General features: G+C 44.5%; 20 protein-coding genes. 10 read left to right on the top strand and 10 right to left on the bottom strand.

Annotated features, from left to right (window positions below; genetic code table 11):
- Positions 1-53: 53 nt before the first annotated feature.
- Positions 54-920, top strand: coding sequence for a WYL domain-containing protein (locus QUB12_RS19720; RefSeq protein WP_333308086.1), 867 nt, complete (start codon positions 54-56; stop codon positions 918-920).
- Positions 921-1,094: 174 nt separating this feature from the next.
- Here the strand turns inward: QUB12_RS19720 and QUB12_RS19715 are convergent, their stop codons facing one another.
- Positions 1,095-1,310, bottom strand: a complete 216-nt coding sequence (locus tag QUB12_RS19715) for a hypothetical protein (protein ID WP_172188518.1) — start codon at positions 1,308-1,310, stop codon at positions 1,095-1,097.
- A gap of 251 nt (positions 1,311-1,561) precedes the next feature.
- Here QUB12_RS19715 and grxC point away from each other — a divergent pair, with 251 nt between their 5' ends.
- Positions 1,562-1,876, top strand: coding sequence for a glutaredoxin 3 (grxC, locus tag QUB12_RS19710; protein ID WP_333239750.1), 315 nt, complete (start codon positions 1,562-1,564; stop codon positions 1,874-1,876).
- Positions 1,877-2,006: 130 nt separating this feature from the next.
- Here the strand turns inward: grxC and menD are convergent, their stop codons facing one another.
- Positions 2,007-3,986 carry a 2-succinyl-5-enolpyruvyl-6-hydroxy-3-cyclohexene-1-carboxylic-acid synthase gene (gene menD / locus QUB12_RS19705; protein WP_333308084.1) on the bottom strand — a complete coding sequence of 660 codons (1,980 nt, stop codon included), beginning with the start codon at positions 3,984-3,986 and terminating at the stop codon, positions 2,007-2,009.
- Between the two features lie 15 nt (positions 3,987-4,001).
- Positions 4,002-5,435, bottom strand: a complete 1,434-nt coding sequence (locus QUB12_RS19700) for an isochorismate synthase (RefSeq protein ID WP_333308083.1) — start codon at positions 5,433-5,435, stop codon at positions 4,002-4,004.
- A gap of 448 nt (positions 5,436-5,883) precedes the next feature.
- Between QUB12_RS19700 and menA the strand changes: the two genes are divergently transcribed.
- The 6 genes from menA (at position 5,884) to QUB12_RS19670 (ending at position 11,313) form a co-directional block, all read left to right on the top strand.
- Positions 5,884-6,780, top strand: coding sequence for a 2-carboxy-1,4-naphthoquinone phytyltransferase (menA, locus tag QUB12_RS19695; RefSeq protein ID WP_333308081.1), 897 nt, complete (start codon positions 5,884-5,886; stop codon positions 6,778-6,780).
- Positions 6,781-6,931: 151 nt separating this feature from the next.
- The gene (locus tag QUB12_RS19690) at positions 6,932-7,177 is read left to right on the top strand and encodes a hypothetical protein (protein WP_333308079.1); all 246 of its coding nucleotides are present in this window, start codon (positions 6,932-6,934) and stop codon (positions 7,175-7,177) included.
- A gap of 5 nt (positions 7,178-7,182) precedes the next feature.
- Positions 7,183-7,590, top strand: a complete 408-nt coding sequence (locus QUB12_RS19685; RefSeq protein WP_333308077.1) for a retropepsin-like aspartic protease — start codon at positions 7,183-7,185, stop codon at positions 7,588-7,590.
- A 27-nt stretch (positions 7,591-7,617) separates the two neighbouring features.
- Entirely contained in the window at positions 7,618-8,418 is an 801-nt protein-coding gene (gene menH, locus QUB12_RS19680) for a 2-succinyl-6-hydroxy-2,4-cyclohexadiene-1-carboxylate synthase (protein ID WP_333308075.1), read from the top strand.
- Between the two features lie 11 nt (positions 8,419-8,429).
- Positions 8,430-9,800, top strand: coding sequence for an o-succinylbenzoate synthase (locus tag QUB12_RS19675; protein WP_333308073.1), 1,371 nt, complete (start codon positions 8,430-8,432; stop codon positions 9,798-9,800).
- Between the two features lie 76 nt (positions 9,801-9,876).
- Positions 9,877-11,313 carry a 2-succinylbenzoate--CoA ligase gene (locus tag QUB12_RS19670; protein ID WP_333308071.1) on the top strand — a complete coding sequence of 479 codons (1,437 nt, stop codon included), beginning with the start codon at positions 9,877-9,879 and terminating at the stop codon, positions 11,311-11,313.
- Between the two features lie 170 nt (positions 11,314-11,483).
- Here QUB12_RS19670 and QUB12_RS19665 read toward each other — a convergent pair whose 3' ends face one another.
- The 4 genes from QUB12_RS19665 to QUB12_RS19650 all read right to left on the bottom strand — a co-directional run bounded on the left by QUB12_RS19665 (position 11,484) and on the right by QUB12_RS19650 (position 15,228).
- The gene (locus QUB12_RS19665) at positions 11,484-12,455 is read right to left on the bottom strand and encodes a putative 2-dehydropantoate 2-reductase (protein ID WP_333308069.1); all 972 of its coding nucleotides are present in this window, start codon (positions 12,453-12,455) and stop codon (positions 11,484-11,486) included.
- A 76-nt stretch (positions 12,456-12,531) separates the two neighbouring features.
- Complete coding sequence (locus tag QUB12_RS19660; RefSeq protein WP_333308067.1) at positions 12,532-12,957, bottom strand: thioesterase family protein; 426 nt, start codon at positions 12,955-12,957, stop codon at positions 12,532-12,534.
- A 152-nt stretch (positions 12,958-13,109) separates the two neighbouring features.
- Positions 13,110-13,556, bottom strand: a complete 447-nt coding sequence (locus tag QUB12_RS19655; RefSeq protein ID WP_190739853.1) for a tellurite resistance TerB family protein — start codon at positions 13,554-13,556, stop codon at positions 13,110-13,112.
- A gap of 367 nt (positions 13,557-13,923) precedes the next feature.
- The gene (locus QUB12_RS19650; RefSeq protein WP_333308065.1) at positions 13,924-15,228 is read right to left on the bottom strand and encodes an ATP-binding protein; all 1,305 of its coding nucleotides are present in this window, start codon (positions 15,226-15,228) and stop codon (positions 13,924-13,926) included.
- 126 nt (positions 15,229-15,354) lie between these two features.
- On the opposite strand from QUB12_RS19650, the gene QUB12_RS19645 reads away from it, so the two are divergent.
- Positions 15,355-15,678, top strand: a complete 324-nt coding sequence (locus tag QUB12_RS19645) for a TMEM14 family protein (RefSeq protein ID WP_190657231.1) — start codon at positions 15,355-15,357, stop codon at positions 15,676-15,678.
- Positions 15,679-15,887: 209 nt separating this feature from the next.
- Here QUB12_RS19645 and QUB12_RS19640 read toward each other — a convergent pair whose 3' ends face one another.
- Positions 15,888-16,913, bottom strand: a complete 1,026-nt coding sequence (locus QUB12_RS19640) for a hypothetical protein (RefSeq protein ID WP_333140149.1) — start codon at positions 16,911-16,913, stop codon at positions 15,888-15,890.
- A gap of 181 nt (positions 16,914-17,094) precedes the next feature.
- On the opposite strand from QUB12_RS19640, the gene QUB12_RS19635 reads away from it, so the two are divergent.
- A complete protein-coding gene (locus QUB12_RS19635) occupies positions 17,095-18,507 on the top strand; it encodes a hypothetical protein (protein ID WP_333308063.1) in 1,413 nt (470 codons plus the stop codon).
- Between the two features lie 375 nt (positions 18,508-18,882).
- Here the strand turns inward: QUB12_RS19635 and QUB12_RS19630 are convergent, their stop codons facing one another.
- Together QUB12_RS19630 and QUB12_RS19625 are read right to left on the bottom strand one after the other, a co-directional pair.
- Positions 18,883-21,384: a protein kinase domain-containing protein gene (locus QUB12_RS19630; protein WP_333308061.1), complete on the bottom strand. Its 2,502-nt coding sequence runs from the start codon at positions 21,382-21,384 to the stop codon at positions 18,883-18,885.
- Positions 21,378-21,899, bottom strand: coding sequence for a hypothetical protein (locus QUB12_RS19625; RefSeq protein ID WP_333308059.1), 522 nt, complete (start codon positions 21,897-21,899; stop codon positions 21,378-21,380). Before QUB12_RS19625 ends, QUB12_RS19630 begins: the two co-directional genes overlap by 7 nt.
- Positions 21,900-22,151: the final 252 nt, after the last annotated feature.

The raw sequence follows: 22,151 nt of genomic DNA, 5'->3' as shown, positions 1-22,151 counted from the left end.
CACCGACAATAGAGATAATCAACCCTGTACCAAGATAAAGTGTCCGTATATTTATGAGTCGCAAAGGTCAATCGATCACCCTATCGGTTTCTGAACGAGATAAATCCCAGTTGGAAGCCTTGGCCCAAGAATTCGGGAAGACGTGGGGCGATCGCCCGAACATATCGAAACTGATAGAAGCCATCGCCCGCCGCCAACTGACGATCGCCCCCAACCACGACTGGCCCCAAACCCGCATCAAAGCCCTAGACATCGCCCGACAGCAATTGCTTGACTTGGGCAAAACTGATGAAGCGCTGGCTATTGCCCAATTGTTGAGCGATCGCAGCGAACTGACCCTCCCTTTCCGGGCCCAAATCGATCAGTTTTTGAGCAACCCATTACCTGCTTGGCGGCAAAAAATCGATAATTTTATCCACAGACACCAACCATTTCGCCTTTCCTATCGAGATGCTGCTGATCGACTTTGGAGTTACACAGTCTTACACGCTCGGATTGTCCCTATTGAAAAGCGACAGTATTTAATGTGCCGCTGCGAAGAATCTGAGGGAAATCAAGACGTACCGGGACTCGAACACAACTGGACGCTGCTGCTCGATCGCATTGAAGATGCTGCGGTGATGTCGGTCGATCAAACATGGTTGCCCGATTTAGAGCGAATATCCGTAGAGTTTCACTTATTTGGCAGGCTTGCCTTTAACTACAGACGAAAGCAAGGCGATGTGGAAGTCAGCGACTTAGAAGGCGATCCGCCAATGAGACGAGTCACCCGTCCGATTTTCAATACCTTCTGGTTTTTCCGCGAAATTGCCCCCTATTGGGAAGATTGCGCGATCGCCTCTCCAGACAGCGTGCGCGATCGATTCCAACAAAAATTGATCGCCCTCTGCCGCCAGTACAACCTGGAAATCCGCGATTAGATCAAAAAAAAAGCAGCCTGTAAAGGCTGCTTTGACAAATAAACCGTTGTTGAGTTAGAGGAGAAAACTTTAAATCGAATTCAAATTACCGCTGTTTCCACTCCTGCCTGAGTTTCCACTATTTTCATCTACCGCTGACTCACCTTGCCTTCAGAACAAAACTTCAAATCCCGATTAGAATGCTGCTGAAAGTTCGTTGACTACTTGGACTCGGCCTCGGAGCACCGCCCGCAACAAGCGGTTGACACAGCCTCTGTCTTCGTCATTCAGAGAGTCGTCGAAGGTGGCGGCCATCAAACCGTAGCGATCCGCCAGAGTCAAAACGCCTGTATCCGTTACAGAAGCGAGGATTTCAGAGATAGCGCCGGGGAGGAGTTGTACGGGGTGCATGGCAGTGCGGTTGAATTCGATATATTTATCATCTTCTGGTTTCCTCAAAATATCAGTGATATTAATAAGGGCGCGAAGGTGATTGTCAGGGGTCAAAGCAAGTGATCCGAGTAGAGTCAAGTTGTGACTTCGGTCACAGGGCGATCGCCCGACAGCTTAAAACCCACCTCTGGCAGATGCGCCCATACCAGCGGAATTTATACATTGGGTATGATTTCTAAATGAGTTCCACCCTTAGCCCCGTAATGAAAATGCTTGATTTTCTCAATCCCATCTTGGGCCGCAAGCCCGATCGCATCAAAGCCAATGTGGAAATCTATACTTGGCAAACCTGTCCCTACTGCATCCGCGCCAAAACTTTGCTGTGGTGGAAAGGCGTAAATTTCACGGAATATAAAATTGATGGCGACGAAGCGGCTAGAAAGGCAATGGCCGATCGCGCTAACGGACGCCGCAGCGTACCCCAAATTTTCATTAATAAGCAACACGTAGGCGGCTGCGATGACATTCACAAACTCGATGCAGATGGAGAGTTAGATTCGCTGCTAGCTCAACCAGCAGTTTAAACTGAGATATTGCAGCCTTCCCAAGAACAGGCAAGATGCCTGTTCCACAAAGTGTGAATTTTCTGCTTGTGGGGAGTAGGGGTTGGGCCGAAGAGCCCGCCCCCGAAAGGCTTATTGACAAAAGTCTTGACTACAAATCTTTGGCAAATTTACCTAAATTATCTTGCCGCCATTTAGCATCCGATCGCCTGTCTGTTTGCAATTCTAAGACGCGAATCCCGCTATTTGGCAGCAAATTTAATTTTTCTTTGAACAGTTCCCAATCCTCAATTACCTCGTGTTCCACGCCATAAGTTGCACACAACTGAGCAAAATTTATCTGCTGTGGCGTGGCAAAAAACTCTTCAAAGGGCGGGTCAAATTTGGCAACTGGCAACATTTCAAAAATTCCCCCGCCGTTGTTATTAATTAATATGATTGTCAGATGACCAACAAATTTATTTTTAATTAAAAAACCGTTTGTATCATGCAAAAGTGTTAAATCCCCTGTTAGCATGATGCTGCTTTGATTGCGGTGAGCAACTCCCAACGCTGTTGATAATGTGCCGTCTATACCGTTAGCGCCGCGATTGAAAAACGGCTTTATTTCTAAGTTGTTCGGCTTCCAGAAAAACTCTACATCTCTGACGGGCATACTGTTGGCAATAAATATCGGTGTTGCTGGTGGCAAAATTTGGGAAAGCAGCCAGGAAACTTTGGGCTCGATTATGTGGTTAATTGTTGCTATTTTTTGGTCTATTGTTTGTCTGACTTGGATTTCGGTGTTGTGCCAAAGTTGGAGGTATTCGTTTGAGGGAGAGGTTTGAACCCCCCCTAACCCCCCCTTGCTAAGGGGGGGGACTGGAGTTGATTTGTCCTTGTTTAGGGGGGGGATTTGAGTTGATTCCCCCTTGTTTAGGGGGGGGATTTGAGGGGGGATATTAGTGGTAGCAGGGGCTCGATCCCCCCCTAACCCCCCCTTAATAAGGGGGGGGACAAGAGTTGACTCGCCTTTGTTCAGGGAGGGGACTTGAGTTAATATAGTTGCGAGATTAGTTGCGAGATTTTCTACGGAGGTTCGCAGGTGAATTGTTTGGCCGTGTAGGGGATCGAAATTGTGGTGGCTGGGGTCGATTATGTAGCGTTTTGGTTGGGTTTTGTCTAGCCAGTTTCGCAGTTCTTTGCTTGTGGGTAAGTCTCCGATTTGAATGGCGATTTCTGGGGTTAATTTATCTGCTAGTTCGCGGTTTCGCAGGATTAAATCGTAGGTGGAAATTAGATGGGGGTTTAGTTGGGCGTAGTTTCTGACTGGGGATAGTCCTTCTGCTAAAACTGGCCAGTTTAAGGATTTGGAAATTTGGCCGATCGCACTACAGTATTTTTCGGAAAATTGAGGCTGTGCAACGCCTGCAATAATTATGCCTTTGCTGCACTTTTGCCATTGTTGCATGGTACTTTCTTCTCCCCCCCTTAACAAGGGGGGGCTGGGGGGGGTAGAGCTTTCTCCTGCGAAAATGGGTTCTAATCCTGCAAAGAAATGTTCGGGATTGAATTGTGTTTCTAAAGCTTCTACAGCTATGTCTGGAACGGGTACCAGCGGGTCACGAAAGGGGATGTTGAGGTGGACGGGGCCGGGTGTTGGAAATTGCGATCGCTCCCAAGCATACACGATCGTCTGCCGCAGATAGTCTAGCATTCCTCTGGATGCAGAAGGTATCGCTAATTCGGCTTGCCAGTTCGGGTAATTGCCGTATATTTTCACTTGATCGATCGCTTGTCCGGCGTGACAGTCCCGCAGTTCGGGAGGTCGATCGGCTGTGAATATTAGCAGCGGAATTCGACTTTCTCTGGCTTCTATTATCGCAGGATAAAAGTTAGCGGCGGCGGTTCCTGATGTACAAATTAGTGCTGTTGGTAAACCGGATTTTTTGGCAATTCCTAATGCAAAAAAGCTGGCTGAACGTTCGTCAAGTATGGGAATAGTTTCTATTTTGTTGTTCAGGGCAAAGGCAATTGTTAGCGGTGCCGATCGCGAACCGGGACAAATCACGGCGGTAGTTAATCCCAACCGCTGCAATGTCTCTGCTAATATTGAAGACCAGAGAGTGTTTGTGTTGCGAAAATCAATCATTTTTCTAATATATTGCTAAACTAAAGCATTTAAAAGTGCTTGTAATTTGAGCTGAATTTCTGCTAGTTCTTTTTCGGGTTCGGAACCCGCCACAATACCAGCACCAGCATACAGTATAGCCCGATCGCCATCGATTAAAGCCGAGCGAATGCCGACGGCAAATTCGCCGTTGCCGGTGCGATCGATCCAGCCGAGGGGTGCTGCGTACAAAGAGCGATCGCAGCTTTCGCAGCCGCGAATTTGCTGTAGGGCAATATCTCTCGGTACGCCCGCCACCGCTGGCGTTGGATGCAGTTGGGATAAAATCTTTAATAAATGAATATCACGGGGAATTCTAGCCCTTATGGGTGTCCACAAATGCTGAATGTTTGACAGTTGCAGCAGCCTGGGAACCGGGGAAAAGTCGGGATTGATACCGAGACTCGACAGGCGATCGACTATAAAATCAATTACAACTCGGTGTTCTCGAATATCCTTTTCGCTGTTGAGTAAACCTTTGCCTAAATTCGCATCTTCCGCTTCATTTTTCCCCCTCGGTGCCGAACCAGCTAAGGCATCTGTTACTAATTCATTTTTGTGAATGCTGATTAAGCGTTCTGGACTGGCACCGATAAAGTTTTGACCTTGGCCGTTACTGGTGGAAAATACGTAGCAACCGGGATAAGTAAGGCGCAAGTTATTTAACGAATCTATTAAACTGAAAGGGGTTTGGGAAATGACATTTATTGCTTGGGACAAAACAATTTTACTGAAATATTGAGACTTGATAAATTCTAAAGCCGACTTTACAGACGTTTTAAATTGAGTGGCATCGTTCACAGGGATTTGTTTTAAAAATATCGAACTGTTTCTAATAGAAGTTATTTTGCTGTAAGAAATCGACGCAATTTTATCGAAATTTTGCCAAATATTATCCGTAATAATCTTAATATTTAAATCTCGGTGAATGATGGCATTTGCAACAATGATGCAGCTATCTTTCAGGCGAGTAATCTGCCATTTTGGTAAAAATACGGTGCCAGGGGGAAAGTAAGAATTGGTGGCGACATTCTCATCGAAAAAAGCAAAGCTACAAAAAAAGTGCGGCCCGCTGAAGGGCAAGCGTTCTGTACCGATGGTAATTGTTCGGGCAAGACAAGATTGAATAAAATTTTGAGCGAGGGTAAATCGATCGCTTCCGGCTACTGTTAAATGGATGGCCGAATCTAGGGCGGCGATCGCAAAACTGTTGCCGGAAATCGGGTCTCTTTTTTCAAAGTAAAAGTGCCGCTGGCAAGGTTCGGAAATCTCTTGAAGTACAACTAGCGGATCGACGGGGGCAATCTCCTGAGAAATACTAACTATTTTTGTTTGATCTTTTTCGGTTAAAGACTGCTGGCAATCTAACAGAAACTGATGCAGTTGATTGCGGTCTTGTAAAAGATTAGCGCGGTGCGGTATTACTGTCATGAAAGCGAGAATAGCAGATTTGTCAGAAAGAGTGCGGTTTTGTCCCGCTAGAACCCCTATTTCGATCTAAGCACGGGAGGGCGATCGCAAAACATGACCTTTCGAGTTTCCCGGAAAGTTTGGGCTCAGCGGGGGGCAAAAAACAGACGATCGTCTTCGTTGGCGTAGCCCCCGTAGGGGCGGGCTTTCCTTCGGATCGCAACGCTTTCGCCAAGGCGCGATCAATCGAAACATTTAGACATAAAACTTTAAGATTGAGCGACTCAATTTCGACTCTCATGCGATCGACCCCGCAGAGGTTTGCAGACGGGCATTACCGGGCGCGCGATCGCCCGCAAAGCCTCTCAAGGGATGCCCGCCGCGCACTCAACCAGATACAGAGTAGAGTTTCTTCACCAATAAAATTGTAAAATTACTACGCTGCTATCAATTGCATCAAGTTTGTGTAATGACAACAAAGTTAATTGAACGTTCAAATAGTAAATTGTGGCTGGCGGCAATCAAGCCACCTATGTACAGCGTTGCGGTGATTCCTATTTCAGTAGGAACAGCCGTTGCTTTTGCCGAAACTCAAACGATTAATTCCTCAATTTTTTCGACATTTTTAATGTCAGCCATTTTGATTATAGCATGGCTGAATCTCAGCAATGATGTATTTGACTCGGAAACAGGCATCGATAAAAACAAAGCGCATTCCCTAGTTAACTTAACCGGAAATAAAGCTTTAATTTTCGGGCTAGCCAATCTGTTTTTAGCAGTCGGAGTGTCTGGAATCTGCGCCATAAGCTGGTGGCAAAAAGACCCAACAGTAATTTTGCTAGTAGTTTTGTGCTGTGCTCTCGGCTACACTTATCAAGGGCCTCCGTTTCGTCTTGGCTATCAGGGTTTGGGGGAAATAATCTGCTTTTTCACCTTTGGGCCGCTAGCCTTCGCCGCTGCTTATTACAGTCAAACTCAAACTTGGTCTGCTACTAATTTGGCGGCTTCGGTTATCGTGGGAATTACTACGAGTATCATCTTATTTTGTTCCCACTTTCATCAAATTGCGGATGATTTGGCTGCGGGTAAAAAATCGCCAATTGTGCGACTCGGTACGAAAAAAGGTGCCCAGTTGTTGCAGTGGTTGTGCGGCAGCGTTTATGCTTTGACTGTGCTATTTGTGGCTTTGGGAATGTTCCCAATTTGGACGCTGTTGATTTTTGGGAGTTTGCCATTTGCGATCGACCTTTGCCGCCATGTCACAGACTATCACGACCAACCTGTTCATGTCAGCAACTCTAAGTTTATCGCAGTTACGCTGCATTTTTCGAGCGGATTGCTGCTGGCGTTGGGCTTTGGTTTGTAGATCGGGCGATCGAGAATTCCGGTAAACTGGAGGTATGGTTTGCTAAGTTGAAGGAGTTGGTGGAGTTGGCAGAGTTGGGCGACTTCTCAAAATCTTCTTTAATTTAGCAATCCGTACCTCACATTGAATCGTAAAAAAGGAGAATCAAAGCATGAGTACGCAAGTAGAAATTGACAAAATCCTCAGCCTAGAAGAAATTTTTAGCCTATATCCTGATGAGTGGGTACTCATCGTCAATCCTGAATTAGATGAAGAATTAAACGTAATTCGGGGTCAAGTTTTAGCCCATGCAACAGAACGCGATGAAATTTACAGTAAGCTTTCATTAAGGAATGGAAAATCTGTAGCCATAGAATATACTGGATCGATACCTGACAACATAGCAGTGATGTTGTAACGAAAATGCCAGCTTATCAGAAAGTTTACCGTTTGTTGCGTTATGGCCAAAATTTGCTAGCCGTGCAAGCGACTGTTGGCAGTAGAGAAGGGGGCGATTTTGTGCGGGTGCGTTTATTGGTAGATACGGGATCTAGCTTCACAATATTGCCAGTTCAAGTATTACAAAATCTGGGTTATGATACGCGCAATCCTTTACGCAGGCAAGAATTAGTTACAGGTCAAGGAAGAATCTATGTTCCTGTAATTAATGTATCTTGGTTTAATTGCGTGGGTCAACTAATAGAAAGTTTTGAGATAGTTGCCCACGATATACCGCCAAATATCCGCATAGACGGTCTTCTTGGTATGGACTTTCTCACTCGTTTTCAGGCAGTCATCTCTGTTGGCAATGCGGAAATTAGATTGCAGTAAATACGGCAATTATAGTAAGACTTGTATATGGATAGATTTAAAAAATATCAATTTCACTATTCCTTAACTGGCAACAGAAATCACCCAATAATTTTATTCCTCCACGGATTCACCTGCGATGGTCAAGACTTTAATCCCATCATTTCCTTACTATCTCAAAATTATTGCTGTCTAGCAGTTGACCTTCCCGGTCACGGAAAAACTAGAGTAATCGGCGAGGAAAGTTGCTACAATATATCAAATACAGCCGAAGCATTGATACAGTTATTAGATGATTTACAAATAGACAAATGTTTGTTGTTGGGCTATTCAATGGGCGGGCGATTGGCACTTTACATGACATTACATTTTCCAGAAAGATTCGAGAAAGTAGTGTTAGAGTCAGCTTCTCCGGGATTGAAGACAGAAAAAGAGCGATCGCACCGCCTGCAAGCCGATTTACAGCTAGCACAAAAGCTGGAAAAGAGCAACATTAAAGATTTTTTATTAAACTGGTACGATATCCCTTTATTCAAATCTTTAAAAAACTCTCCCAACTTCGACAAACTCATAGAAACCCGCTTAGCAAACAATCCCTTAGAATTAGCCAAATCCCTCCGCAACATGGGAACCGGCAACCAGCCCTCTCTCTGGGAAAAACTCGCACAAAATCAAATTCCCATCCTCTTGCTAGCGGGAGAATATGATGATAAATTTACAACTATCAATACCGAAATTGCCAGCTTGTGTCCGGCCGCCCTTCTGGAAATTGTACCAAAAGCTGGTCACAATATCCATTTTGAAAATCTTGATAAGTTTGGATCAGTTGTGAGACAATTTTATGATTAACTAAAAAACAAATGCTTTATCAATTCGAGTTTCGCACTTATCAGCGAAAATTTAAGCGCCCCTTGCGAACAAGTCACGGCATCTGGGATATTCGATCGGGAATTATCCTGCGACTTTTTGGCGAAAATAATCAAATTGGTTGGGGAGAAATTGCCCCTTTGAGTTGGTTTGGTTCCGAAAGTTTTGAGCAAGCTTTAGATTTTTGTAACTCGTTGTCAGGTAATATTTCATCAGAGATGATTTTTGCTATTTCCGGTGAATTGCCGGCTTGTCAATTTGGCTTTGAGTCAGCACTATCAAACTCTCGATCCCCCCTAAACAAGGGCGGGCACGGGGGCACCGCCCCTACTAAGGGGGGGACAAGAAATATTCTCAAAGTCCCCCTTATTAAGGGGGATTTAGGGGGATCTAGACTTCGCCTAAAATCGACATTGATTGCGGGTTCAGTCTTAAGAAGTCACCAATCGAGAAAGGGGGGGAGAAATATTCTCAAAGTCCCCCTTATTAAGGGGGATTTAGGGGGATCTAGACTTCGCCTAAAATCGACATTGATTGCGGGTTCAGTCTTAAGAAGTCACCAATCGAGAAAGGGGGGGAGAAATATTCTCAAAGTCCCCCTTATTAAGGGGGATTTAGGGGGATCTAGACTTCGCCTAAAATGGACATTGATTGCGGGTTCAGTCTTAAGAAGTCACCAATCGAAAGAGGTTGGGAATGAGGAAGAAAAAAATCGGTTCAGCGGTTTATTGCCAGCAGGTGAAACAGCTTTGCAGGTTTTGCAAGTGCTTTGGTTAGAGGGATATCGGACGTTTAAATGGAAAATTGGGGTTGCTGCAATTGAACAAGAATTAAATATTTTTCAGCAGCTAATCGAAGCAATGCACAATTTGTGCGATCGAGAATCGGCATTTTTGCGGTTAGATGCCAACGGGGGACTCAGTTACTCGCAGGCTAAAACATGGCTGGAAGCTTGCGACAAGGTAAAAGCAACTCCCGACTTTTCCGCAGACATTGAATTTTTGGAACAGCCGCTGCCAGTAACACAGTTTCAGGAAATGGTAGAATTGAATGCTATTTATGCAACTCCGATCGCCCTTGATGAATCTGCCGCCAACCTCGATCGCATCCAAGAGTGCTACAGCCAAGGCTGGCGGGGCATTTTCGTCATTAAACCTGCGATATGCGGTTCCCCATCCCAACTGCGAAAATTTTGTCAAACTCACAATATAGACGCTGTTTTCTCATCAGTATTTGAAACCGAAATCGGCCGACAAGCAGCATTAAATTTCGCAACACAATTGTCTTTAAATAAGAGAGCACTCGGCTTCGGCACCGATTCCTGGTTCGATGACAACCATTCGATTTTGGATTTTAGATTTTAGATTTTAGATTACTCCCACGACTAAATCAAACGGGTTAGGTAATTGTTTTGAATCGAGAAACTTGGTGAAAGCATCTATGGCAACAAATCTAACAGTAAATATTCGGGATATCGCGTCTGGCTTGCCTGATAATTGGCTTATCGGTTGTGACAGTCGCGAATTTTCCCGAATTGTCGATCGGCTATTTCAAGAAATCACCCAAAATTCCGCACAAAAAACACCCCCAAAAATTTGCCTCGCCGAACCAGAACCCGTGCAATTTCTGGCCAGTTTCACCGCCGCCCACGCCGCCAAATGCCCGATTTTTCTCTGCAATCCCAACTGGGTAAAACCCGAATGGCAACAAGTCTTTGATTTAGTCCAACCCGACATATTTTTAGGACAATACCCGCTTCCCAACAATCCCCATATCCCAGTCCGCGAAGGCGGACTTCGTTTGTATAGCCGCGAATTCCATTCGCCCGACTTCAATTCGCCCACTAAAAACGGTTTTGATACGATCATGATTCCCACCGGCGGTTCTTCAGGAAAAATCCGTTTTGCCATCCACACTTGGGAAACACTAACCGCATCAGTACAAGGTTTTCAACAATATTTTCAAGTTGACAAAATCAACTCGTTCTGCGTTTTGCCATTATACCACGTCAGCGGTTTAATGCAATTCATGCGTTCCTTGACTAGCGGCGGAAAACTGGCCATTCAGCAATTTAAAGAATTAGAAAATGGTAAAAAATGCGATATTGAACCCGAAGAATTTTTCATTTCTTTAGTTCCAACTCAACTGCAACGGCTGCTGCGGAACCCAGATACAGCTAATTGGCTTGGACGCTTTCGTGCCGTACTTTTGGGCGGTGCTCCCGCTTGGTCGGAACTGTTAGAAACAGCTAGAAACTATCAAATAAAATTAGCGCCTAGTTATGGCATGACAGAAACCGCCTCGCAAATTGCTACACTAAAACCCCAAGATTTTCTCGCTGGCAATAACAGTTCTGGCAAGATTTTACCGCACGCTAAAATAACTATTCGCAGTGCCAATGGCGAGATTTTGTGCGATAATCAAATCGGAAATATTGTGGTAAATGCTAAATCTTTGGCGTTGGGTTATTATCCTAAAAATTTTACCGATGACCAATACTTTCAATTAGACGATTTGGGATTTTTTGATAAAAATAACTACTTAAATATCGTCGGACGCAGCAGCGACAAAATTATCACAGGCGGAGAAAATGTATTTCCGGCGGAAGTTGAAGCCGTTGTGCGATCGACTAATTTAGTTGCGGACATTGCTGTAATTGGCTTGCCAGACAAAGATTGGGGTCAAGTCGTTACAGCTATCTACGTTCCCGCTAATTCCGAAGTTACTGTCAAAAATCTGCAAGCGGCAATAGAAGATAAGTTGAGCAAGTTTAAGCGACCGAAATATTGGGTAGTCGTCGAACAATTGCCGCGCAATTCTCAAGGCAAAGTCAATCGAGAACACTTGCAAGAAATTGCGATGTGTCATCGCCGGTGAATCGATAGAATTAACTGGATTTGACAGTAATTCCTGTAGGGGCGGGTTCACCAATATCTACAACACCAGCGAGAAATCTCACAAACCCGCCCCGCCCAACTGTCAACTGTCAACTGTCAACTGTCAACTGTCAACTGTCAACTGTCAACTGTCAACTGTCAACTGACTAATTACGACAAACCTAATAGCCTTCTCGTCCTCTCCGCTTCTTGCCTTTGAAAATCCATAAACTTTAACATTCGGTAAAGTACCTCTATTTGCCGCAACTTAATACCTGCTTGCTGCGCCACCCGTATCGGATTACCAAAAATCGCCTCAACTTCCAGGGGCCGCGATTCATCATAATCGATTTTCATGCTGGTGCGGTAAGGCTTCATTTTCTCAGTGTAGTCCAGCATATGTGGGATAAAGTCATCGGGAATAATGCGATCGCAACTTTTGGCTGCCGCTACCACTTCCCCCATGATTTCCTTAACTAAAATCAGAGTATCGGGATTAGCCATCAGTTCGTCAGTTCTCGCATCCAACACTACAGACAGCCCGTTATAAGGAATATTCCAAACCAGCTTTTTCCACCTTGACAATAGCAAATCTTCGCTCATTTTAATAGGAATATGAGCACGTTTAAAATCCTTAGCAATTTGGTGCAATCTATCAGTAATACCGATTGCTTTGTAGTCTTGGGCATATTCTCCCAGCGTGATAGTGCCGTAATCTAGGTGGAAGATATGACCGGGCCCAACTTTATAAGAGCAGAGAAAACACAGCCCGCCAAGCACTCGTTCTGCACCCACAATTTTAGCTACTTCCGGTTCGGCATTCAATCCGTTTTGCAAAACTAAAACCGCGCCGTTATCCTTTAATAAATGAGGCAAAATTTTGGGCAATAAGTGATTTTGAGTTGTTTTCAGCGCTACAATTACTACGTCGCACTTAGGCATTTTATGCGCGTCGTGGTAGGCGCGGACGTGGGGGAGTGTGAAGTTGCCTTCGGGAGACTCGATAATCAAACCGTGTTTTTTGACATGATCGTAATCGCTGCGTAGCAAAAAATTGACTTCTAAACCTGCTTGTTGCAGTCTAGCACCGTAGAATCCGCCTAAAGCTCCCGTGCCCACAATGGCATAATTGCGATTTGACATACTATCAAAAAGTCAGAAATAATATCAACAAAACAGAAATTTTACAGTCATTCCCTGTTATTATTTAAAGATAAAACTAATCGGAAACCTCAATCTCAAATTTCCTCATCCACTGCATCAAGTCTTCCGATAGCTGTTTTCGAGTTCGGCCTACTGCATCGATGCAGACGTGCTTAGTCAGAGCTTTAGCAGCGCTTCTTCCTGCAACTTCCTCAGAAAATACTTGATAGGCAATTTCAAATTCATCGCCAGTAACTTGTTTAGGCGTCAATTGAATTATCAGCCGATCGCCCGCAAACATTGGGCGATAAAAATCTACACTAGCATGAATTATGGGAAAGGCCACCTCGGAGTTGCTGAAAAATGCTTTGAGATTGATTCCCGATGCTGCTAGAGATGCCTCGTAAGCTTCGTGGCACATCGCCAAAACGTTAGCAAAGTAAACGACTCCAGCAGCATCGGTATCTTGAAAGCGAACAGTACGGGTGTAAGTGAAAGACATTGAGGTAATAGTAGGCGATCGCAAATTCGATCGCAATTTTACCAACCATCATATCCGTAAACCCGCACTTTGGGAGAAGTTATTAGCTAAGTAAGTAGGCGCTAATTTTTTATATTGTAAAACTCGCCCTCCTCACTCCTTCCCCTGATTTCTTAACCTTTGTTCTTAATCAACATCACGTCTATAATCTTGAGGGCAATATCTTCGGAAAGCCCCAAGGCACTGTAAAGATCGTTCAAAAGTTGTTCTTCTTCTTCTGAAACCTCGCCATCGGCTAAAGCGATATCAGTTGTTACAGCAAAAACTGTTTCTTTAAGTTCGTCGGGAAGCGTTGCCAAAGCAGCATTAAACAGTACCTCAACTCCTTGCCGTTGCAGAATCATCAGCAGGCGATCGAGCATTTTTCTCATCACGTCATCGGGATAGCTGCGGAACAGTTGCATCCGAGATAGCGTCATGCTAATCGCTTTACTTTCGCTGTCATTGATGTAACCGTCTGCTGCTACGGCAATTAGCGCGATCGCCGCAAATGCTTCGGCAGGCCCTAACGTTACGTCCGTTTCTTGGCGAGTCTGCGATACTTTATCAAATAAACCCATGATATTTTCCTCTTTATTTAGTGGTGGATTTAGGGAGTCAGGATGGGTTCTGGCTCTGGAGGTTTCTTGGGAGATTTTGATAATTATATCAAATTTTGTTAGTTATTTATTATCAATAAAATTATGAAAAAATTAAGAATTTTTATTTCGCCCTTCGGCGCTGCAATGGCGGGTTTATTCAGATCCTGAATTGCCTTCCCATATTTCAGGTAAAACTGACATCTTGCACCATTCTCAAGAACAGGCAAGATGCCTGTTCCACAAAGAGTGAATTTTATTGTGGAACAGGCATCTTGCCTGTTCATAAAAAACTTATTGAGAAGGATGTAACATCTCAGTTAAAACCCGCCCTCCCAGCGCAGACGATCTACTTGTGAAAAATGGCTAAATCTGCTTTCAGGAAATCAACAAACTGCCGCGCAGTCCTGCCCGATCGCCCGTTGCGACGAGTTGCCCATTCTTTAGCTCGGTGATCCAAATCATCGGGAGCGAGTTTAATTCCAGCAAGCTCTGCCAGATGTCGGACAATTGTTAAATAAGTGTTTTGATCGGCCGGTTCAAAAGTTAAAGTTAAGCCAAATCGATCGCTAAATGAAAGTTTTTCCTGCACAGTATCCCAAGCGTGAACTTCATCTCCGTCGCTGGGACGAGGCCTGTCGTCAAAAAACTCTCGAATTAAATGCCGCCTGTTAGATGTGGCGTAAACTACCACATTTTGAGAGCGAGCAGTGACATTCCCCTCCAAAACAACTTTCAGAGCTTTAAAAGCATCGTCATCTTCTTCAAAGGAAAGGTCGTCCACAAAAATAATAAACTTTTGAGGAACTCCCCGCAACTGCTCGACAATTAGCGGCAAATCTTGCAAATCCGATTTAGATACTTCAATCAAGCGCAGATTGCGACATCCAAATTCATTTAACAGCGACTTCACCAAAGAAGACTTGCCCGAACCGCGGCTTCCGTACAGCAAAACGTGCAAAGCCGGATAACCAGCAAGCAAAAACTCCGTATTTTTCACCAGAGCATCCCGCTGCCAATCGCAGCAAACCAGCTCTTTTAAAGTTATGCGATCGGGATGCGAAATAGTCGCCAACTGCCCTCCCCGCCACGCAAAAGCGCGATATTCGGCAAACAAACCCGTGCCAAACTGTCGGTAATAAGCTGCCAAAGATTCCGTAGCGCTCGACCATTTTTCCAGTTTTCCGTGCAGCGGCAAATCTCCCTGTTCTGCTACACTTTCTGAATGCCAAATCGGAGGCACTGCGTCAAGTTGACCCGCTACCCGCACCCACTTGCTCAACTGTTCGCTGCTGCATTCGTAAATATTTTGCAGCACTTCTAAATCATGTCGGGCGGCCTCCACCAAAGCGGGGGGCAAACTTGCAAAATCTGTTTGCTGTGCTCGGCGTGAAAAGGGGTTTTCGTTTTTGAGAATTTCGGAAATCAGAGAATCTTTCCAGCTTAAATTTTTAGCAGCCTGAAGTTTGAACCAGTTCCCGTAAGCTATCTGACATTCCAAACCGCTGACTTCGCTGTGGTGAAGGGCTTGCAGCAAATCGAGAAAAGCTTGGCCGGCGGGGCTTTTGAGAACCGATTGATACAGCAGCAGGGATGCTGCTTGGCGCTGGAGGTAACGGATTTGGGCGATCGCACCAGAAGTTAGGGCTGACATAATGGCAATTGTATAACAGTTAGATATCCTGACTGGCTTTAATAAATTTTCTAACAATTCGTGACACTCATTGCAGACCGCGCTGTATAAATTTAGATGCAAAGAGTGAAATCGGGAGGATTAAAAATGAATTTAGGTACAGCAGCGGCGATCGGCTACGGCATTTTAACACTGGTTGGCGGCATCATGGGTTATATCAAGGCCAAAAGCCAAGCCTCGCTCATTTCGGGCTTGATTAGCGGTTCGCTGCTAATTTTTGCCGGCACCGCACAACTCATGGGGCAAAGTTGGGGTTTAACATTAGCAGCAGCCATCTCGGCTGTTTTAGTAATAGTCTTTATTTTACGGCTTGTAAAAACTCGCAAATTCATGCCGGCCGGGATGCTCATTCTAGCTAGTTTGGCATCTTTGGGCGCGATCGTTTACGAAATCAGCGGTCAATATCAATAATTTGTTGACTGTTGACTGTTGACTGTTGACTGTTGACTGTTGACTGTTTTTAGTGGTCAGTGGTTATTTGTTAATTGTTAGTTGTTCGTTCTAATAACCAATAACCAATAACTACTAACCAATAACCAGTGACCAATAACTAATGACTAATGACTAATAACTAATGACTAATGACTAATGACTAATGACTAATAACTAATGACTAATGACTAATGACTAATGACTGCATCAATATACTCCTGAACTTCCCTGAGTTGCTGCCGCTGGTATTCGATCCAATCTTTTTCCGCCGCTCGCTGTTCCGGCGTCTCTTGCTGATACCGCGCCTGCTTCTCTAAAAAATCATTGTAGAACTTTATCGCTTTTTCAACTGTGTGAGTTGCCAGTTTCATGCGCTCCTCAAAAATGGCTACAATCAAACTATCCATGATTGACCCAATCACTTTACAGGAATCTTCAAAATCGACCAAACTGATTCCCATCTTGCTTTTATGAACCAGAGCTTCTACAGGGGCTTTCAGCGTTTCTTTAAAAGTCTTCACAGAAGAGCCAGGTAAATATTTCAGAGGTTCCGTAAACTTCGACACAATCTCGCCGCCTATTGATTGCAGTCTCTCTCTAAATCTCGATTGACTGTTGAGATCGAAGCATTCAATATAAAATTCAATTTTTTCTATATCAATAGATTGTAATTCTTTAAAAATCAAATGGAGTTCATTCTCCATAATTAAAATCACTCGCTCTGCCTGGTAATCAACTTCATTCCGTAACTCTTTGTGCAAATTATCTTTTTCAAAAAAACCGAGAGTATCTCTTTGAAATATTTGATGGTTTTTATCCCACAAAAACCACTGATTTTTTAACTTGGTAGCCTTGTCGCTCCACGATTTGCGAACTTTAAAAACAGCATCATATTGGCCCTGTTTTCCTAAACTGCGAATTCTCACATCGCATCCGCTTAGTTCGCCAATTTGCTCCCAGACATCAACAGGAGATGCTCCAGCAATTCTCGGCTTGCTATTCCAGACATCCTCAGCGTGAGATACATCTTTGAAACATACCTGAAGTAGCCCCTTGAGTCTGAGGGCTGATTGCTTGATTTCCTGAATACAAGGTTCCACATCTAAGCTGAGTTGGGTAGCTGACTGTTTGATCTCTAGGGATTGATGTTCGTCGGCCAGCAATCGATCGCTAAACTGGGTAAGAGCCTGGAATACCTTGAGATACTCATTCATTTCCTTTGATGCCTCGTTTCCCTAAATAGCATACAATACAGAACATCTGCCTTTTTGAATACGAGCTAAGTCATACCATTTTAGATTTTAGATTAAAGAATTGAAGAATTGGGAATGACTGGTGACTATCGTGGTTTGGAGCTTGCCTACAGTTGCATTTTTTTTAAACTGGTGTCACAACATGGATTATATATTCACCCCTGCAACTCAGGCTCTACTTAATACTGGCAAACTGGTACAGCCTACTACCAAAACAGGAAAATTGCTCCCGGCAGCTAGAGATCCAGTGACAGGGGAGTTTGTGGAGCTTGCAAAAATCTTTTATCAATCAACAACTGGAACTAGCTCCTCGCGCGGAGTTCTAGAATTGCTCGCACAGTTAGCCGGAGGTGGCCCCATACAGCCGCTGGTAGCTCCCGTGTACGTGACAGTGGCGCCGTTGCAGGTTGCTCAAACTCATCAGGGGTTTCAAAAAACATACAGAATGCTTAACTGTCTGAAAATTAATTTGGCAGTGATGCAAGCAACTGCGGCAGTCATTGGTATTGGCGCTGTATCGAGCACAGTTTTGTCAGCAGTCAACCTCAACCAAGTATTAAAAATCAGAGAAGATGCAAAGCACCAGAAGCTAAAAATTAAAGACGGATTTATCGATCTCAGACACATCCTCAAAGATAGGGGAGTAGAGGTGATCCAGCAGATTTTTAAGGTGGCTCACGACTCTAATTTTGAAATGCACCGCCAGAAATGGGTTAACGGTTACGATATTTTTTCTAAGGCTGTCAAACGCTGTCAGTCAGCCCTGACAGTACCCGATCTTAAACTTCGGAATTCCGAAATTAATGGCGGGCGGGATATGCTGTTTGAGGCTTTAAAAATTTATGACAATCCCAGTTTGTTGGATGGGCTGTGTTCTGCCGGAAAGCTCAGGCAAATGGAATGTGTTTGGGCGATCGAGCAGGCGATCGGGGTCACGTTTCACTTGCAGCGGGCCTACGATATGGTGAGCGATCGCCTGCTGGAACTCCAATCAAAAATTTGTCAAGATATTCTAACTGTTGTTAAAGGATGTGAATCCGAACCCGAACTAGATTTTTTATTTCCCGAAGTTACTAGGATTCTGGGTCATGATTTAAGTGTAATAGAATTTTGGCAAAATGAGGTGGATTGGATGCAAACTTTGTCTCCAAAAGAGCAGCACCAGTTAGCTAGTTTAGATAAACTCACCGGCGATAGTTTAAAAAGCAGCGTGTACACTACATTCGCGGTATTAGCTGCCGAACCTTCACTTTATGAAACTTTAAAGCAAAAGTCTCACTTTCTCTCCTTGCGCGACCAGTTAACCTTCGCTGTGTCGCCGGAAATCCGCCGGAGATACGAATTTTATGTCAGCCAGCAGGCGATCGCTACTGGCTATCAAGGTTTAGCTGCCTCGAATTGGCAAGAAATATCCGATTTAACTGTCGCTAACCTCTACCACTTTTTTCAAATCCGAGAGGAGTCAACTGAAAATTCTCCAACTGAGGACGAATTAGAAACGCCTTATTGGCACTTTCCCCAAACCTTACAAAGCGAGCTGAATTACAGCAATTAAATGACCAATGACTAATTATATCATTTACGATCGAGCGATTAAAAGGGCGGGTTTTTGAGATTGTCAATTATTGGCAGATATTTTTCGTGAACCCGCCCCTACTGTATTATATCATGTCCGGTCAATTAACCATGATTCCTGTAGGGGCGGGTTCACCAAGATATTGAATAGAAACGGGAAAATCTGTAAACCCGCCCCGGCCTTTAATCGCGGTCAATCGATCGGACATGATATTAGGGGTAATCGACCGGAATTGATATTACACCAGTTCCTCAAAAGGATGCAACTGTAGGGAAATTCCCAACCATTATGCAGTAAGTCATTCCCATCTAAAATCTAAAATCTAAAATCTAAAATCTAAAATCTAAAATAATATTACCTCAACCACAACTTAATAGTATTGTCTTTAGAACCGCTAGCAATAGTTTTACCATCGGGACTAAAAGTCACCACATAAACTTCATCGGAATGTCCCGTCAAAGTATTCAGCAGTTCTCCGGTAGCAAAATCCCAAATTTTAATAGTTTTATCCTTGCTCCCGCTGGCAATAAACTGCCCGTCCGGGCTGATAGCAACCGAGACAATATCGTCATAATGTCCCTTGATAGAGCGAATTAAATCTCCGGTTTCGAGATTCCAGATTTTAATACTTTCATCGTAGGAACCGCTAACAATTGTCTTCCCGTCCGGGCTAACAGCCACCGACCTCACCGCGTCGCCGTGTCCCTCAAGAGTTTTGAGCAACCTCCCCGTTGCTACATCAACAACTGTAATTTTGTTATCCTTAGAAGCGCTAATCAAACTTTTTCCATCGGGAGTGAAAGCAACAGAATAAACAAAATCTGTATGGTCGGGCAAATTGTAAATCAAACGGCCAGTTGTTGCATCCGAAATCTTCGTGGTTTTGTCTCCGCTGGCACTAGCCACAAGCTGTCCGTCGGGGCTGAGGGCGACAGACCAAACAGAAGCAGTGTGGTCGAGACTACGAATCACTTGCCCTGTTTTCAAATCCCACAGCATGACTCGCCAAAAACCGGTTCCAGTCGCCAGTCTTGTACCGTTTGAGTCAAAAGCAACCGACCAAACGGTGGATGAATCTCCTGGAAAAGTGCGGATCGACTTGCCTGTAGCTAAATCCCAAATTTGGATGGTTTTGTCTTTAGAACCGCTGGCTAACATTAAGCCGTCTGGACTGAAAGCAACAGACCCAACTGCATCTGAATGCTGAGCGAAATTTTTGACTTTGGCGTTCTTCCAACGCAGACCTGCTTGGCACTGTTCTTGTAACTCCTGAGCGGACGAATAGGTGCTGGAAGTGTTGGCAATTGTTGGTATTTGACTGATGCAGCCTTCATAATTGCTGGCTGTATAAAGAGCTTCAATTTGAGTGATCTGTTGGGATTCTTTCTGGACTCGCTGCTGCCATTCTTGCCACTTGAGATATCCGTAAACTCCGCCGATCGCAGCTAAGATAGCCGCAATTGTTGCCCCGGCAAGATAAGGATTGAATTTGCGAGTTTCTTTGGGGACAAGTGCTGCTGGGCTGGATCTCGACAAATCGGTTTTTCCGTTCAGATTTACCTGCGGGGATACCGCCGGACTTGCCTGCAATTCGAGGTGAGGGGCGCTACTCGGTGGTAGCCCATTGGGGTTGCGGTGTCCCTCCAAAACTGTGGTAATCGCCTTGTACAATTTAGCGAATAAAGATTTAGGAATGACTAATTCTTCGATTGTCGCGGCATCTTCGTCAGTAAGCCCTAAAACTTGCTGCAAGCGTTTTAACTCCTCGCGAGTTTCCAGAGAAAAAGGATATTCTTGCTGCATTGCTTCTTGCAGTGATTGTTCGTAGCGTTCGCCTTTTTCCCTGTATTTCCGGTAAGGGTTCAATACCTCATCTTCGATCGCCTCTGCTTCTTCTGGCAGCAATTCCAAACTGACGCGCAGTTCATCTAATATTCTCCGACCGACGACTGTAATATCACCCCGGCTGCTGCTGCGCCGATCGACTTCTTCGCGATATATTGTTAGCTTGGGAATCCGTGCCCGCGAGCGATCGCCAATTTTCCTCAAATCGGCTAAAGCTTCCGCCGCCGACTGGTACCTCTCCCGAAAATCATAGCGCACCATATTGTCCAAAACATCGGCCAGCGCTTGGGAACACACGGCTAAATGCCGCCAAACAATTTCGCCTTTATTAGAATTTTTCAAATCCCGCAGTTTCGGCAAATCGTAAGCCGGCAAACCCGTCATTGCTTGGATGCCAATCATTCCCAAAGCGTAGATATCGCTATTGAGTTGGGGGTTGTATTGAAATTGTTCGATCGGCATATATTCCAGCGTGCCAATCCGCACCGTTACCGGCGCTTGTCTTTGAGCGATGTGAATTTCTTTCACCGAGCCAAAGTCAATCAAAACTAACTTGTTGTCTGAATAGCGGCGGATTAAATTTGCTGGTTTAATATCTCGGTGAATTACTCCCTGTCCGTGTACAAACACTAAAATTTCTAACAGTTCCTTCAGCAAAGCAATCATTTTTTCTTCGCTCATAGGTTTGCCCGGTACAATCTCGGTTGATAGCGAGTGACCGGCAACAAAAGATTCAACTAAGAAAAATTCTTCATTTTCTTCAAAATAAGCGAATAGCTGAGGAATTTGGTCGTGTTGACCGAGCCTTTCTAGAACTTCTGCTTCTTTTTGAAAAAGACGGCGCGTAGTATTAATTAATTTCGGTTCGGTGGTACCGGGACGCAGGTGCTTGACAAAGCACTGCGGTTCTCCGGGACGGCGAATATCTTTGGCCAGATAGGTTTGCCCAAATTCTCCTGTTTCTATGACTTCAATGATTTGATAGCGTCCATCTAAAAGTTGGCTCACCATGATAATAACGCAGCCTTTTTTTGGTTGATTTTCGCAAGAAACAGTTGCACTGTTGAGTCAGTTGTATAGCCTTTTTCAGGTAAATTAGGTGTTCCTGGGCATTGGGAAAACAGGGCATGGGGCATGGGCAAAACTGGGCATTGGGTATTCGGAATAGTTGTTTCTTTCCTTCTTCTTTCTTTCCTTCTTCCGACTTCCATCGGACTTCTTCCCTCGGACTTCTTTCCTTCTGACTTCTGACTTCTGACTTCTGACTGAGATAGTGCACAATTCTCAATTACTTGTTTAGGAACAGGCAAGATGCCTGTTCCACAAGAAAAATCATTCTTTGTGGAAGGGGCATCTTGCCCGTTCTTGACAAGGGTGCAACATCTCAGTTCTAACTGAGATATTGCACCATTCTCAATTACTTGTTTAGGAACAGGCAAGATGCCTGTTCCACAAGAAAAATCATTCTTTGTGGAACGGGCATCTTGCCCGTTCTTGACAATGGTGTAACATCTCAGTTCGGACATACTTTATTTTTTCAACATCTGCAAAGCTTGATATCCCAAAAAGAAAAAACCCAAAGCGCCGAGTACCGCTATCGTGTTCGCAAACACATCGACTGTAAAAAATTCGCCCATTGCAATATCCTCTGAAAACTGATATCTATCCTCGGCTTTTCGGTCGCTGTCTGGGTGAGGGGTCTTGCCCCTCGGTGCGGGCGAGCCGAAAGATGCTCACAAATTATAGCAAAAGAGGTGGTCAATCGATTTTAGATTTTA

Source organism: Microcoleus sp. B7-D4 (assembly GCF_036705125.1).
GTDB lineage: Bacteria > Cyanobacteriota > Cyanobacteriia > Cyanobacteriales > Microcoleaceae > Microcoleus.
The sequence above is the reverse complement of the archived record's forward strand: the minus strand, read 5'-3'. Positions and strand labels throughout refer to the sequence as shown.